Origin of the sequence: Allokutzneria sp. A3M-2-11 16 (genome assembly GCF_024213555.1) — a bacterium.
Lineage (GTDB): Bacteria > Actinomycetota > Actinomycetes > Mycobacteriales > Pseudonocardiaceae > Allokutzneria.
The window spans coordinates 16,500-31,373 of record NZ_JANAVO010000008.1; the positions used below are offsets into that span (position 1 = coordinate 16,500).

Annotated in this window: 15 protein-coding genes; 5 read left to right on the forward strand and 10 right to left on the reverse strand. The window is 69.8% G+C overall.

Annotated elements, in window-relative coordinates; all coding sequences use genetic code 11:
- Nucleotides 1-7 precede the first annotated feature (7 nt).
- Nucleotides 8-829, reverse strand: a complete 822-nt coding sequence (locus NLX83_RS30045; protein WP_254238585.1) for a DUF5753 domain-containing protein — start codon at nt 827-829, stop codon at nt 8-10.
- Complete coding sequence (locus NLX83_RS30050; protein ID WP_254238586.1) at nt 742-1,014, reverse strand: DUF397 domain-containing protein; 273 nt, start codon at nt 1,012-1,014, stop codon at nt 742-744. The genes NLX83_RS30045 and NLX83_RS30050 overlap by 88 nt, the downstream gene beginning before the upstream one ends.
- A 323-nt stretch (nt 1,015-1,337) precedes the next feature.
- Between NLX83_RS30050 and NLX83_RS30055 the strand changes: the two genes are divergently transcribed.
- Nucleotides 1,338-1,838: a helix-turn-helix domain-containing protein gene (locus NLX83_RS30055; RefSeq protein ID WP_254238587.1), complete on the forward strand. Its 501-nt coding sequence runs from the start codon at nt 1,338-1,340 to the stop codon at nt 1,836-1,838.
- A 644-nt stretch (nt 1,839-2,482) separates the two neighbouring features.
- Here the strand turns inward: NLX83_RS30055 and NLX83_RS30060 are convergent.
- Nucleotides 2,483-4,300: an AMP-dependent synthetase/ligase gene (locus tag NLX83_RS30060; RefSeq protein ID WP_254238588.1), complete on the reverse strand. Its 1,818-nt coding sequence runs from the start codon at nt 4,298-4,300 to the stop codon at nt 2,483-2,485.
- Between the two features lie 302 nt (nt 4,301-4,602).
- Here NLX83_RS30060 and NLX83_RS30065 point away from each other — a divergent pair, with 302 nt between their 5' ends.
- Nucleotides 4,603-5,049 carry a hypothetical protein gene (locus tag NLX83_RS30065; protein WP_254238589.1) on the forward strand — a complete coding sequence of 149 codons (447 nt, stop codon included), beginning with the start codon at nt 4,603-4,605 and terminating at the stop codon, nt 5,047-5,049.
- A gap of 143 nt (nt 5,050-5,192) precedes the next feature.
- Complete coding sequence (gene otsB / locus NLX83_RS30070; protein ID WP_254238590.1) at nt 5,193-7,754, forward strand: trehalose-phosphatase; 2,562 nt, start codon at nt 5,193-5,195, stop codon at nt 7,752-7,754.
- On the opposite strand, the gene NLX83_RS30075 is transcribed toward otsB, so the two are convergent.
- Entirely contained in the window at nt 7,755-7,943 is a 189-nt protein-coding gene (locus NLX83_RS30075; protein ID WP_254238591.1) for a hypothetical protein, read from the reverse strand.
- Nucleotides 7,940-8,356: a hypothetical protein gene (locus NLX83_RS30080; protein WP_254238592.1), complete on the reverse strand. Its 417-nt coding sequence runs from the start codon at nt 8,354-8,356 to the stop codon at nt 7,940-7,942. Before NLX83_RS30080 ends, NLX83_RS30075 begins: the two co-directional genes overlap by 4 nt.
- A gap of 117 nt (nt 8,357-8,473) precedes the next feature.
- Between NLX83_RS30080 and NLX83_RS30085 the strand changes: the two genes are divergently transcribed.
- Nucleotides 8,474-9,436 (forward strand): helix-turn-helix transcriptional regulator, encoded by a 963-nt coding sequence (locus NLX83_RS30085; RefSeq protein ID WP_254238593.1) that lies wholly within the window; start codon nt 8,474-8,476, stop codon nt 9,434-9,436.
- Here the strand turns inward: NLX83_RS30085 and NLX83_RS30090 are convergent.
- From NLX83_RS30090 to NLX83_RS30100, 3 genes are all read right to left on the reverse strand, one after another.
- The gene (locus NLX83_RS30090) at nt 9,422-10,375 is read right to left on the reverse strand and encodes an asparaginase (RefSeq protein WP_254238594.1); all 954 of its coding nucleotides are present in this window, start codon (nt 10,373-10,375) and stop codon (nt 9,422-9,424) included. The genes NLX83_RS30085 and NLX83_RS30090 overlap by 15 nt on opposite strands.
- 279 nt (nt 10,376-10,654) lie before the next feature.
- Complete coding sequence (locus NLX83_RS30095) at nt 10,655-11,518, reverse strand: alpha/beta fold hydrolase (protein WP_254238595.1); 864 nt, start codon at nt 11,516-11,518, stop codon at nt 10,655-10,657.
- 10 nt (nt 11,519-11,528) lie between these two features.
- Entirely contained in the window at nt 11,529-12,596 is a 1,068-nt protein-coding gene (locus tag NLX83_RS30100; RefSeq protein WP_254238596.1) for a methyltransferase domain-containing protein, read from the reverse strand.
- An 84-nt stretch (nt 12,597-12,680) separates the two neighbouring features.
- Here NLX83_RS30100 and NLX83_RS30105 point away from each other — a divergent pair, with 84 nt between their 5' ends.
- Nucleotides 12,681-13,676: a LacI family DNA-binding transcriptional regulator gene (locus tag NLX83_RS30105; RefSeq protein ID WP_254238597.1), complete on the forward strand. Its 996-nt coding sequence runs from the start codon at nt 12,681-12,683 to the stop codon at nt 13,674-13,676.
- On the opposite strand, the gene NLX83_RS30110 is transcribed toward NLX83_RS30105, so the two are convergent.
- Nucleotides 13,673-13,855: a DUF397 domain-containing protein gene (locus NLX83_RS30110; RefSeq protein ID WP_254238598.1), complete on the reverse strand. Its 183-nt coding sequence runs from the start codon at nt 13,853-13,855 to the stop codon at nt 13,673-13,675. The genes NLX83_RS30105 and NLX83_RS30110 overlap by 4 nt on opposite strands.
- A complete protein-coding gene (locus tag NLX83_RS30115) occupies nt 13,852-14,712 on the reverse strand; it encodes a helix-turn-helix domain-containing protein (RefSeq protein ID WP_254238599.1) in 861 nt (286 codons plus the stop codon). The genes NLX83_RS30110 and NLX83_RS30115 overlap by 4 nt, the downstream gene beginning before the upstream one ends.
- Nucleotides 14,713-14,874: the final 162 nt, after the last annotated feature.

Consider the following 14,874-nt stretch of genomic DNA (forward strand, 5'->3'; position numbering starts at 1 on the left):
GCGGGGCTCAGCCCGCGAGCCGCAGCATGAGCTCGACGCTCTCGTCCCGGCTCAACGCCGCGTCCCGCAACCGGTCGAAGTCCCTCGCGTTGTCGTCCACATAGGACTCGTCGTCCTCGTAGTCGCCGCGGCCGCTGGGCTCCACGTAGACGCAATCCCCGTGGGCGTCGGGGAAACGCATCACCGCGAAGCCCTGCGGCAGATCGGGGAACTCACCGTCGCGGGTAAGGATTCGCACCGTGACGGAGGGAAACTTCTCCATCAGCGCGACGATGTGCAGGAGCTGTTCCGTGGCGATCGCCGCCTCGAACGCCCGGTGCAGGCGGCGCACGGCGTTCTCGTGCAGGACGACCTCGTACCGCGGCGGGTCCTCCTGTTCGAACAGCCGCTGCCTGCCGAGCCGGGCGGCGGCGAGCGCCTCGGCCTTCTCCGGATCGTGGTCCTCGGCGAACAGGGCGCGCATGTAGCCCGGTGCCTGGATCAGCCCGGGGATGCGGTTGTCCTGCCACTGCAGGATGGCCACGGCCCAGATCTCCTGCGCCATGAAGTAGCGGAAGTAGGTCGGGACGCTCTCGTGCTCGCCGCGCCACTCGCGCATCGTCGTGGGCGTCTGGCACAGCCGGTCCATCATGGCGGCGGTGCCGGGATCAACGCCGAAGAAGACCTTGAGGTCCGCGACGTAGCGGGGCAGGGCGGCGTTGTCGATCTTGCCGGACTCCAGGTCGCAGACGAACTTCTGGCTCATCTTCTTCGCGAACGCCTGCTCGCCGACGGCCTTCTGGACCAGGCCGCGCGCCTTGCGCAGGTCCTGAAGGATCTTGCGCTCCACTCGTCGTCGGTGAAGCTCAGGACCGGGCCGTCGGGCCGCTTGGTGTCGCGCACCCCCACCCAGCCGGTCCGGCCCAGGTTCACGGCGACGCAGTCGTCGCCCTTGCCGGAGCAGTCGGCCGAGGTGCGCCATTCCGATTCCGGGAACGCGGCCTCGGTAACAACGGGTTTTCCGGTTCTGTACATCGCTGGACCCCCGAATCCATCCGCGGCTGTCCGAGTGGACAGTGGATGACCGTCTGGACACCCGTGTTAATCCTTGGATAGCCTTGCCGAGGGCGCAATGTGCTTGTGACGGTATCGGTGGGGTTCTCTAGCGAGATAGCTGGAGTTCGCCACCTGCGCTGTCACCGGGTCGGGGGACTGTCGGGGGACTGGAGGCGCTGCGGGTGTGACGGCAGCTCGGGTGGAATCCTATTCTTGTTTCGCTGCGAAATACGAGTCTTTTTCCGCTGGGTCCTTTCTTCGGCCAGGTGGCAGTGTGTCCCTGGTGCGCCGGGACGGGTCCCATGGCTGAGCACCCGCCCCGGCTTTACGGGCAGCAGCGGCGCGAGATCGCCCTGGAACTCGCCGCCCGTTTCCTGCGCAGCCGGAGCCCGATCCAGGAACTGGCCAGCGAGGTCAACCGCCGCCCCGCCCAGGTGCGTCAGCTGCTACTGGAGGCGGGGGTGCGCACGAGTGACGCGACCTGCCTGCGTGAGACGGTGGACGAGACGGCCGAGGCCGTCGCGAGCGCGTACGGCCGGGGTCGCTCGATGCGCGAGCTGGCCCACGAGACCGGGATCGACCGGCGCACGCTGCGGCTGCTGCTCGCCCAGGCCGGGGTCGAACCGGTCCTCGCGCCCGCCGCCACCTACTCCGTCGACGTGGCCCCGCTGGCCGACGCCTACCTGGCCGGGGAGACGCTGCGCGCCCTCTCCGCCAGCTCGGGGCTGTCCTACCACGTCATCCGGACCATCCTGCTCGATGCCGGGGTGCCACTGCGCAAGCGGGGCGGCGCGCAGCCGTGACCGCGTCCCGGCGGGGAAGGTCTCGACGGTGGTGCGGGACAGCCTCGGCCTGCCGAGCAGGTCCCGGCCGATCGTGACCTGCTCCAGCGCCGGACCGCCGTGCGGCGCGGCGCTATTGCTCCGTAGTGGTGAACGGGTAGCTCGGATGGGGTGACCTGGTGAAATGGTTCCCCGGTTCTGCGGTATACTCATTTTGCGTTTACAACCTTCGATGTTCGCATCGGGGGAATCAGGGCCTCCCGCGGGAACGGGAGGCCCTGATTTGTGTGTGGCCATCGTACAACCCGACCGTGTGCGCGGGGGCGGGTTGAGACGCGGGCACTCGTGGACGCCGTGGCAAGTTTTGGCGTTATACCGCATGCTTGATGCGCCACCTAATTCTTACCGGCGGAAGGCTTCTCAGCAGGTCTTTCGTGTTCCGTAAACGGCGTGACATGATCATTAATTACCGTTGCCGGTATATCTTCGGCACGGGGGCCGCTGTTAGGCATTCGGCCAGGCGGCCACTCTAACGAAGGAATTGCCCCGGGGGCGCGTCACCGAGCGCATCGTTCGGCGTGCCGAAAGGTCGCGCTGAACACGATCGGGTCGCATGGCGACACGGAAGAGTGAAGATTGCGGGGGTGGGGCGGTGACGGTCGCTGCTAGACCTTCTCGATCATCCCGTCGTAGAAGCCGTCCAGCAGGTCCCGGTAGTGCTCCTCGACCACCCGCCGCCGCAGCTTCATGCTCGGCGTCAGCTCGCCGCGCTCCACGGTGAAGTCGTCCCTGAGGATCGCGAAGGCCTTCACGGTCTCGTGCTTGGCCAGCGTCGCGTTGACCGCGTCGATGCCCTCCTGGACCGCGGCGCGCAGCTCGGGGTTGGGGGTCAGCTCGGCCATGTCGCAGGACAGCCCGCGCGCGCCCGCCCACTTCGCCACCAGGTCGGGGTCCAGGGTCACCAGCGCGACGCAGAAGTTCCGCCGGTCGCCGTGCACCAGCGCGTTGGCCACGTACGGGCAGGCCGCCTTGATCTTGCCCTCCACCGCCTGCGGCGCGACGTACTTGCCGCCGGAGGTCTTGATCAGCTCCTTCTTCCGGTCGGTGATCCGCAGCCTGCCGCGCTCGTCCAGCTCGCCGATGTCGCCGGTGTGCAGCCAGCCGTCCTCCAGCGCGGCGGCGGTGGCCTCCGGCAGCCCTCGGTAGCCCCGCATGACGCCCCTTCCTTTGATCAGCACCTCGCCGTCGTCGGCGATGCGGACCTCCGTGCCGGGCAGCGGCCTGCCGATGGCGCCGAAGCTCAGCTCGTCCGGCCGGGCCAGGAACGAGGCGGCCGAGGTCTCGGTCAGGCCGTAGCCCTCGCGGATCTGCAGGCCCGCCGCGTCGAAGAACTCGCCGATCTCCGGGGACAGCGGGGCGGAGCCGGAGACGAAGTAGCGCACCCGCCCGCCGAAGCGCGCCCGCAGCTTGGCGAAGACGAGCTTGTCGGCGACCGCGAACCGGGCGCGCAGCCACAGCGGGGACCGGCGGCCCGCGCGGCGGTCAGCGGCGTGGCGCAGGCCGATCCCGCGCGCCCAGCGGAACAGCCGCAGCTTCACCCCGCCCTCGGCGCGCACGGTGGCCAGCACGGTGTTGTAGATCTTCTCGAAGATGCGCGGGGCCGCGCCGAGCACGGTCGGCCGCAGCTCGGCCATGTTCGCCGCGATCCGGTCGACCGCCCCGTCGACGGCGGTCGGCGTGCCCCCGTTGATCATGGCGATCTCGATGGCCTTGCCGAACACGTGCGACATCGGCAGCCACAGCAGGTGCAGGTCGTCGGGGCGCATCAGGTCGAGCGGGTCGACGGCCTCGGCGATGTAGAGCCAGTTGTCGTGGGTCAGCTCGACGCCCTTGGGCCTGCCCGTGGTGCCCGAGGTGTAGATCAGCGTGGCCAGCCGGTCGGGCGTGATCGCCTCGACGGCCCGGTCGTAGCCGGCGGGGTGCGACTCGCGGCCGAGCTCGACGACGTCGTCGAGGGTGAGCACCCAGTCGTCGTCCGCGCCCGCCGTCCCGTCGATGACGATCACCTTGGCGACGCCGGGAATCCGCTCCCGCACCGAGCGGAGTTTCGCGACCTGGCCCTCGTCCTCGGCGAAGACCACCGCGCTGCCGGAGTCGGCGAGCACGTAGGCGCACTCGTCCGCGGTGTTGGACGGGTAGATCGTGGTGGTGGCGGCCCCGGTGGCGAGCACGCCGAGGTCGGCGAGCAGCCACTCCACCCTGGTGCCGGACAGGATCGCCGCCGTGCGGCCCTCGCCGACGCCGAGCGCGAGCAGCCCGAGCGCCAGCTCGCGGACCCGGACGCCGGTCTCGGCCCAGGTCAGGGACTCCCAGCCGGACGCGCCGCGGAAGCGCAACGCCTCGGCGTCCGGGGTGCTGCGGATCCTGGCGTGCAGGAGGCCGGGGATCGAACGGATCCCGGGTTCACTGATGATCCCTGCCATCACAACCTCCTCGCGCGGTCCGGACTCGGACTACGTGGCTCGGACTTAGGTAGGGAGTACCGGTCGCGCGGCCCCGCGTCGAGGAGGACGGCCTCGATTGGACACGGATCGTGGCCGGTCCGTCACCGTCGAGCACCTCCGTCAAATGCATCGGGCTAATGCACGCAGGTCGGTACTTTTGTGCAAATTTCATCGCTTTGAGAGCGTTAATAACCGGTTGACGGTCGAATGGTGGAACCAGATGCTTTCCTTGGTGGAAGTGAGGTACATCACGTACCTCGCCACACGAGGGGATAGAAGCCATGACGCTCATCTCGGAGCCTCCCGCCTCAGTCCAGCTGCCCGCTCTGGCCCCGGGGTTCGCCCCCGGCCCGGCCGAGCTCGTCGTCGGGGACGCCGTCGGCGCGATCTCGATGCGCGCCGGGCTCGGCGCCGAGACGAACGCGATGCTCTCCCTCCACCTGCTCACCGGCCCGGTCCTCGGCATCCCCGGACACCCCGAGCGCTGGGTTTTCCTCACCGGCCCGGTCACCCCCGTGCGCGTGGACACGGTGCTGGACCTGGTCCGGATAGACGTCCAGCTGCTCGCGCCCGGCACCCGGCTGGCCCTGCCGCCGCGCACCTCCGGCGAGCCCGGCTCGCGCTGGGTGGTGCGCCCGCGCCCCGGCCACGACCTCCCGCCGTGGCAGGCCGTGGTCTCCGCCGCCCGTTCGACTTCCTCGATGTGCCGCAACTGGGCGAATTCCTAAGAAAACGTCAAATCCTAAGCGGGCATCAAGCCCAGGCTACGAATTCCGGTACGTGTTTGGTTCCCCGCGGGTAACGGATTATGTTCCGCGGACAGGCACAGCCGTGATTCGCACGGTGGCGCACGGTAATCGAAAGGTTCCCCATGGTGCTCGCAGCAACGCCCGCGCCGGCCCCGGCCGGGGCCGCGGCGCTGCCCGCCGAGCTGCGCCGGGCCCTGGTGCAGCTCGCCAGAACCCCCAGGCTGCTCGTGGCCTGCGACTACGACGGGACGCTGTCGCCGATCGTCGCCGACCCGGAGCAGGCCCGTCCGCTGCCGGAGTCGGTGAACGCGCTGCGGTCGCTGGCCGCGCTGTCCTCCACGACGGTCGCTGTGATCTCCGGGCGTGCCCTGCGCGACCTCGCCACGCTGTCCCGGCTGCCTTCCGAGGTGCACCTGGTCGGCAGCCACGGCTCGGAGTTCGACGTCGGCTTCGTGCACGCGCTCGAAGGCCCGACCCGCCAGTTGCTCCAGCGGATGCGCGCCGAACTGGAGCAGCTCGCCGCCGGGCTCGAAGGCGTCTACCTGGAGCACAAGCCCGCCAGCGTCGCCGTGCACGTGCGCCGCGCCGCGCCCGAGGTGGGCGAGCGGTTGCTGGCCGCGGTGCGCAGCGGCCCGTGCACCTGGGACGGTGTCCAGGTCACCGAGGGCAAGGCCGTGGTCGAGCTGGCCGTCGTGCGCACCGACAAGGGCGACGCCCTGAACGTGCTGCGCCGCCAGGTCGGCGCGACCGCCGCGATCTTCCTCGGCGACGACGTGACCGACGAGAAGGCGTTCGCCACGCTGGCCGGCCCGGACCTGGGCATCAAGGTCGGCGAAGGCGAGACCGTGGCGCCGTTCCGCGTCACCGAGACCGCCGATGTCGCCGCGGTGCTGGCGTTCCTGGTCGAGGTGCGCCGGACCTGGCTGCACGGCGAGCAGGCGGTGCCGATCGAGCGCATCTCCATGCTGGCCAACGAGCGCTCGGTCGCGCTGCTGACACCGGACGCCAAGGTCACCTGGCTGTGCCACCCCGAGCCGGACTCCGGCGCGGTGTTCGCCGACCTGCTCGGCGGCCCGACCGCAGGCGTCTTCGGCATCAAGCCGGAGCGCAACGGCCTGCCGCTGGGCCAGCGCTACCTGCCGGGCACCATGACGGTGGAGACCCGCTGGTCGAAGCTGCTGGTCACCGACTACCTCGACCACTACGCGCCGCCGCACCGCACGGAGATCGTCCGGGTCATTTCGGGCAACACCCGCGCCGTGATCGACTTCGCGCCGCGTCCCGAGTTCGGCCAGGTCCCGGTCAGCCTGGTCGCCGAGCCGGAGGGCTTGCGCGTGGTCGGCATGTCCGACCCGATGGTGCTGCGCGCGCCGGGCGTGGAGTGGACGATCACCTCCGACGGCCAGCACGAGTCCGCGCGGGCCGTGGTCGAGGTGACCCCCGAAAGACCCTTTGTGCTGGAACTTCGTTGTGGCAGCGACGATCTTTCAGCCAGTCCGCGGAGCGAGCCTGAGCGCCGCGTCGCCGCCGGGACCTACTGGTCCGACTGGCTGGCGACGTTGAGGCTGCCCGAGGTCCAACGTGACCTCGTGGCTCGCTCCGCCCTTACCTTGAAGGGCCTTCAGCACGACGAGACCGGGGCGTTCCTCGCCGCGGCGACGACGTCGCTGCCGGAGGAGATCGGCGGGGTCCGCAACTGGGACTACCGCTACTGCTGGATTCGTGACGCGGCCCTGTCCGCGCAGGCGTTGGTCTCCCTCGGTTCCACGGCCGAGGCCGAGAACTACTTGAAGTGGCTGCACGGCGTGCTCGCGACGCTGCCGGGGCCGGAGCGGCTGCACCCGCTGTACACGTTGCACGGCACGCACTTGGGGCCGGAAGCGGTCATCGACACGCTTCCCGGCTACGCGGGCTCGCGCCCGGTGCGCGTGGGCAACCTGGCCAACCAGCAGGTCCAGCTCGACGTGTTCGGCCCGGTCGTCGACCTCGTCGCGCAGCTGGCCGAAGTGCGCGGCGCGCTCACCGACGACGACTGGCGGATGGTCGAGGCGATGGCCGAGGCCGTCACGCGGCGGTGGGACGAGGCCGACCACGGCATCTGGGAGGAGCGGCACGCGCCGCGGCACCGGGTGTACTCGCGGGTCATGGGCTGGGTGACGCTGGACCGCGCGATCAAGCTCGCCGAGACCTACGGCCGCGGCATCGACCCCGGTTGGGCGGTCCTGCGCGACACCATCGCCCAGGACGTGCTGAAGAACGGCTGGAACGTCGAGGCGCAGTCGTTCACCACCGCTTACGACGGCGTGGACCTGGACGCGGCGACTCTCCACATCGGACTGTCCGGGCTGATCGACCCCCAGGACGAGCGCTTCCAAGCCACCGTCACCGCCACCGAAGCCGAACTCCGCTCCGGCGTCACCGTCTACCGCTACCACCGCGACGACGGACTCCCCGGAACCGAAGGCGGCTGGCACATCTGCGCCGCCTGGATGATCGAGTCCTACCTGCTCACCGGACGCCGCACCGAAGCAGAAGAACTCTTCCAACAAATGGTCGACTGCGCCGGACCCACCGGCCTGCTCCCCGAGGAATACGACCCCATCGCCGAACGCTCCCTGGGCAACCACCCCCAGGCGTACTCCCACATCGGACTCATCCGCTGCGCACAGCTCCTCTCGAGCTAGCTAGACGGGTGGGAGGAGACCGGGCAGCGCCCCGATACCGGAGCACGTGCGGCACGCGCGCGGCACGGCGACGGTCGCCCCGGTCTCTCCGTTGAGCCGTAGGCACTCGCGGGCCGCGTGTTGTGCGCCCGCGCAGTCGTGGCACACCGTGGTGCTCTCACCGATCGCGACGCTCTCGGGTTCGGTCACCGCTCGGCCTTGCACTCGATGTCGTAGAGCTTCATCGGCTGGCTCGCGTCCAGGCCCACGTACGCGGTGAACCGTTGTGACGGGCCGCTCCACCGCGTGGTCACCGTCGCCCAGCCGACGCCCGCGGACTGCGCCGTGGTGACCCGGCCGATGCCGATTCGGCGCGGTTCGTTTTGCGCACACAGCAACAAGTCGTAGTCCGGAGTCTCCGCGGCCTTCTTCTTCAGCTCGGGCGTGACGCGGTGCTCGCGGTCGTGCTGGCTCGGGCCGTGCTTGCCGTAGAACCCGACAAGGAAACTCCGTACCTGGTCAGCGGTGTACTGCTGGGGCTGGGCGGTAGCCGTGCTCGCGCCGAGGATGAGCCCGAGCACACACCCGGCGGCAGTGACCGCGGGGCGCGTCTTGATCACCATGCGGTCGAGGCTGGCGATCGCTGCCCACCTTGGCAAGGAAAGCCACTCGACGCAGTGATTCAGAGTTGAACCGGCTTGAGGACAGGAGCTGTCCGGATCGGGTGCCAGACTCCTCGCATGCTGCAAACCTCCGCGCGCCTGCTCCGCCTGCTTTCGCTGTTGCAGATCCGCCGTGAGTGGTCCGGCTCGGACCTCGCGGAGCGACTGGAGGTCGATGTGCGGACTGTGCGCCGCGACATCGACAAGCTGCGCAACCTGGGTTACCCGGTCAACGCCACGACCGGGACCGCGGGCGGCTACCGGCTGGGCGCGGGGGCCGCGTTGCCGCCGCTGCTGCTTGATGACGACGAGGCCGTCGCTGTCGCGGTCAGTCTCCGCACCGCGACCAACGGCCCGATCTCCGGGATCGAGGACACGTCGCTGCGCGCGCTGACCAAGCTCGAACAGGTCCTGCCGTCGCGACTGCGCCGTCGTGTCAACGCATTGCAGTCCTACACCGTCCCGATCCCGCTGCGGCCGGGGCCGACCGTGGACGCCGCCGTGCTCACCACGATCGCGAGCGCGTGCCGTGACAACGAGCGTCTCCGCTTCGACTATCGCGACCACAACGGCACCGCGAGCTTGCGTGTGGTGGAACCGCACAGCATGGCCAACTGGGGTCGTAGGTGGTACCTCGTCGCGTGGGACGTGGATCGCGCGGACTGGCGCACGTTCCGCGTAGACCGCATCGAACCGCGCACGCCCACAGGTCCGCGCTTCACCCCGCGCGAACTCCCTGATGGCGCGGACGTCGCCACCTACGTGTCCGCACGTGTTAATTCGGCGACGTGGCGGTTCCGCGCGCGCATCCTGATGCACGCGTCCGCCGAAGCCCTGTCGGATGGGCTCAAGTCCTACGGCGCCCTGGAACCGATCGACGACAACAACTGTGTGTTCGTGACCGGAGCCGATTCGCTGGAGTCCTTGGCTGTGTACCTGGGAATGACGGGCGTGGACTTCGAGGTGCAGGAGCCGCCCGAGCTGGTCGAGCACATCCGCGAACTCGGTCGCCGCTACATGCGCGCGTCAGGTACCGAGTAGCGCGGGCAGCAACGCACGGCACTGCTCCGGGCTGTCGGTGTGCATCAAGGCGCTCAGCAGCGCGATGCGCGTCTGGCTCGCCCGCAAGTGCCCCGTGAGGATCGCGCCCGCCGCGAGCAGGTCACCACCCGATGCGTAGACAGGAGCGACCGGACCCGCCGCACACCGCGAGGTCACCGCGACGACGACTCCCGCGAGGGTCGCTTCGCGGACAGCCTCCGCGATCTCCGGCGTGGCGTTGCCCGTGCCCGCGCCGACCAGGACGATCCCGCGCGCGCCCGCCGCGATCGACGCGCGCAGCAACACGGAGTCCCCGTCGCTGTGGTGCGTCACGATGTCCACGCGGGGTGTGGCGCCGCGCGGCATCGGAAGCGGAGTGCTCCGGCGCTGCACATCCGGCCGCAACAGCAGTTCGCCGCCGAGGATGCGGCCCAGTGGCTCGTGCGAGGGGTCACCGAAGGCGTGCGCGTCCAGGGTGTGCCGCTTCACCGTGCCGCGCGCGGCGTGCACGTGGCCGTTGAAGACGATCAGGACGCCGAGGTCGCGCGCCTGCTGTGCGACGAGGAACGCGTCGGAGAGGTTGCGCGGCGCGTCAGAGCCCTCGTGCCCCAACGGCAGCTGTGAGCCGGTGAGGACGACCGGGCGCGGGTCGTCGTGGTGCAGGTCGAGCAGGAAAGCGGACTCCTCCAAGGTGTCCGTGCCGTGCGTGACCACGACGCCGGTGACCTCGGGGTCGGCCAGCGCGACGCGCACCTGCTCCACCAGGTCGAGCTGGTGCCCGATCGTCAGGCACGAGCTGTCGACGGTGCACAGGTCGATCACGTCCACCCGCAGCCCCGCGGTGGGCGGGAGCGCGCTGATCACCGAGCGCCCCTGGAGGCTGGCGGCCAGCCCGCTCATCGTCGGCTGACTGGCGATCGTGCCCCCCGTGGCGATCATGACAACCCGCTCCACACCAACCCCCTCACGCACCAGGCACGCGCCCGCCCCCCCCCCGTCAGAACGAACGATCGCGCGAACGTTCGCTCAACTGTCCGTCATGCGCCCCCGCCACGTCAATCCCCAGCCGCGCTTGTGAACCCAATGCGGCATTCGTTACGTCTGACGTAACCGATGCCACATTGGGTACGTAGCCCGGTCGGGAGGTTGGGGGCGGTTAAAGACGGCTGGAGAGGGGGTTGGTGGTACTTGAAGACGCCCGAACCTGGCGGCGGAGGGTCAGTGGCGGGCCAGGAAGTCGGTGATGCGGGTGTTGACGGCTTCCGGGTTCTCGGTGGGGAGGGCGTGGCCCGTGCCGGGGATCACCGTGACCTCCGCGTTCGGGATGAGCGCGGCCCGCCCCGCCGCCTTCTGCACGCGCTGGACGGGGCTCTTGGCGCCCAGCAGGACGAGCGTGGGCACGGTGATGCCGACCAGCTGCTTCTTGCTGAGCTTGCGCGGGGGCATGAGGCGCTTGCGGAAGCGCATGCTGCCCATCACCTGGAGGTCGCGCACGGCGGGCGCGGTCCGCGAGGACCACTCCAGGTACTCGCGCCACAGGCTCTCCGCGCCGAGCAGGCGGTTCCACACCGTGCGCACGGCGAAGATCGGCCGCACCTCCGCGAGCACCCGGGACGGCTCGATCAGCGTGATCGAGGCGAGCCGGTCCGGCGTGTGCAGCGCCTGGTTCGCGGCGATCCAACCGCCGTAGGACATGCCGATCAGGTGCACCCGCTCCAGCCCGAGGCCGTCCAGGACCGCGGTCAGCCACTCCGCGGTGTCCGCGGACTTGATCATCGGCGCGGTCTGGGTGCTCCTGCCGGGCTCGCCGAGCACGTCCACCGCGTAGACCGCCCGACCCTCCGCCAGCGCGGCCACGTTCGGGTGCCAGGTCGCCGGGGTGGTGTTGCCGCCGTGCAGCAGCACCACTGGCGTGCCGTCGCCGTCGCCGTGGCGGTGCACGTGGGTGCTGCCGAACCGAGTGTCCACATCGGACTCGACGCGGTCCTGCGGCCACGCGCCCATCGCCTCGCCGTAGCGGGCGAGGAACTCCTCGCGGGACTCCTCGTCCACGAAGCGGCTGAGCACGGCGGTCTTGGTCATGCCGGTCAACTTACCGCCGCTGGGTGATGCGCTGACCAGCCGGTCCCACCGTGAATCGCCAGCCCGTCGCGCGTGTGCTCCCCGCGTCGGCCCACGAGCGGTAGGCCGCTTCGACCTCGTCCCACAGCCGCCGCCCGCCGAGCTGTCGCACCTCGCCGTCGAACTGGCACGCCCACGACCGCGAGCCGGGGTCGACCAGCCACAACCCGTCCGCGGTTGGCAGCGCGTGACAGTCCGGCACGAGCACCGCGAGCGCGATGTTCGCGTCGTAGGTGCCGATCACGTCCGCAGTGCGCAGCGAGGTGCGCGTGACGACCGCGCGGTCTTCGTCATAGATGTCGGAGTCCAGGTCGATCGCGCTCACCCGCTGCGCCCGCAGGTCCATGAAGGACGCTCGCCCGGCGATGCCGCCGTGCGCCACTCCGTCAGCACCGACCGCCAGTGACACCAGTGCTCCGGAGAAGAACGCCGTGCCCCACGGGCTGACGATCCGGCCGCCGGTCTTGGTCTGCTCCACCCACGCGTAGGGGATGCGTTGCGCGTTGGCGGTCGCGATGACCCGGTCGAACGGAGCCCGGTCCGGGCAGCCTTGAAGCCCGTCGCCCTGCACCACGGTCACTCCTCCGTAGCCAGCGGCATCGAGGGCCATGCGGGCGCGACGGGCCAGAACCGGGTCCACCTCGACCGTCGTCACGTTGTCCGCGCCGAGGCGGTGGGCGAGCAGGGCCGCGTTGTAGCCGGTGCCGGTGCCGATCTCGCAAACAGTCATGCCGGGTTCCACGTCCAGCAGGTCGAGCATCGTGGCCACCACCGCGGGCATGCTCGCGGAGCTGGTCGCCAGCCGGGGGCCGTCCGGCGCACCGTCGTCGAGCTGCGTCACCACGCAGTCGTCGGCATAGGCAACCGCCAGCCACTTCGCGGGGTCCTCGTTGCGCGACAAGCGGTTCAGCGACTCGGAGTGCCAGACGGTGTCGGGGAGGAACGCGTGCCTCGGCACCGCGAGGAACGCCTCCCGCCACTGCTCGGTGAGGTCGCCGCTGTCGGTCAGTGCCCGCACCAGGTCCTCACGCAGCCGCATGCGCTCCAGGGTGCCCCAAAGTGCGCTGTGCCAGACGTGCGGCACGATGGACGATCCGCAGCCGCACCAGCGACGGGAGTTGCCGTGACCTCCAGGCCGAGGGTGACCCTGCGCGCGGTCGCGGAGGCGACCAACCTCCACGTGTCCACAGTGGCCAGGGTGCTCAACGGAACCGCCCAGGTCACCAAGGAGACCGAGGAACGGGTGCGGGCCGCGGCGCGCAGACTCGGCTACATCCGAAACGAGTACGCGGCCAGCCTGCGCACACAACGCACGCGCATCCTCGGCGTGCTGGTCCCCACGCTGACCGACTACGTGCTCGCCGCCGTGTACGAGGGCATCCAGGAGGCCGCCCTGGACCGCGGCTACCGGACCTTCGTCACCAACACCCACGACAGCGCCGAGCAGCACATCGCCGGGCTCGACGCGCTGCTGTCCTGGGGCGTGGACGGGCTGATCATCGGCGACGCGCGGCTGGACGGGAACGGCCTGGATTCGTTGGTGGCCAACGACATCCCGTTCGTCCTGGTCAGCAGGCGGTCCGGGGGGCACCCGGCCGTCACCTGCCACGACGAGCGCGGCGGCGAGCTCGCGGCGGAGCACCTGCTGGGCATGGGGCGCACCAGGATCGCGGTCCTCGCGGGACAGCCCTACGCGAGCACGTGCGCCGACCGGACCGAGGGCTTCCTGCGCGCCTGCGCCGCCGCGGGGCACCCGGTGCCGGAGGAGCTGGTGGTGCACAGCGGCTACGACTCGCGGGGCGGGGAACAGGCGATGAGCGAGGTGCTGGGCCTGGGCCGCGAGCTGGACGCGGTGTTCGCGGTGAACGACGTGGCGGCGATGGGCGCCGCCGGGGTGCTGCGGGCCAACGGCATCGGGGTGGGGGAGCGGATCGCGCTGGTCGGGTTCAACGACATCCCGCTGGCGTCCTCGCTCACCGTGCCGCTGACCACCGTTCGCAGCCCGATACGGGAAATGGGCGCGGCCGCCGTCGAGGAGTTGCTCGCCCGTATCGACGGCGGCCGCGCCCGGTCCCGGTTGCTGGCGCCCGAACTCGTCGTCCGGGCATCATCGCGTTAGCGCATTGTACGCAAAAAAACTATGAAGCGAGTGAAAGCCAAGGGGGTGAATGTGAGGACTGGTCCATTCGGCTGCTTGCTGTCACGGATAGCAGACTCGAACTCTGTCAAGGACAGTTCCACACAGTTGTTGTCATTTCCGGTATAGCTGCTCTTTCTCCAGGTTCGCGATGGGGTCATCGTCCCTCAAGTGCGTCGACGTGTGCGCGGATCACCGCCGCCGACTCCTCGGGCGTCAGGGTTTCGGTCGAGATGTCGGCGAAGGTCGCCCGGAACTTCCGAACGTCGTCGTCATTCTCTACCCATTCCCCGCCGCCTGGGTACTCCAAATAGACCGCGTCCGGATAGCCGTCGTCGGCGAAGCCCAGGATCGTCGCCGAGCCGGACATCGTGCCGTACGCCCCAAAATCGAATGGAATTATCTGAACGGTGATGTTGTCCTGTTCCGCGGCGACCAGCAGGTGCACCAGTTGCTCCCGCTGCACCCTCGGCCCGCCGACCAGCCGCCGGACCACCGCCTCGTCGATCAGCGCGTGCAGGGTCAGCGCGCCCGGCCCGTGCAGCCGTTTCTGCCTGCTCAGCCGCGCGGCGACGGCCCGCTCCAGGCCCACGGCCGGATCGCTGAACCCGCGCGCGGCCCTGCGCACCGCCGCCGCGTAATCTGCGGTTTGCAACAATCCCGGAATGCCGGTGGACTCCAACGTTTGTACGGACGTGGCGTCCGCCTCGGCGCGCAGAAACGTACGGAACTTGGGTGGAACCGCAGAAGAGTGTTCGATACGGGTCGCGTCCTGTTTGGCGTCGTCCCACAGGGCCTCGGCCTCCCGGCGTTGCTCCTCGCAGGCGGCGTAGAGGGCCAGCATGGCGCCCAGCTCGGCGAAGCCGCAGAGCACGTGACCGTTCTCTATCTTCGAAATCGTTGGTTGGGACTTGCGCAGCCGGGCCGCGACCTCCTCGGCCCCGATCCCGGCGCGTTCCCGCAGCTCCTTGAGGAAGGCACCGAGTTTGCGCTTGCGGCGGGTCCTGGTGCCGGGCATTCAGGTGCCTCCTTGTGCACGTTTGCGCTCAGCCTAAGACAGGGTGAATATTCACTCCGGTGGTGTATGGGCAACGGGAACGGCTGCCCATACGCTTCGCACCCGCGGATCGCTGCTGACGCTCGACCCCGCAGGCGAGTCGCAGCGCCACCCTCGCACGAC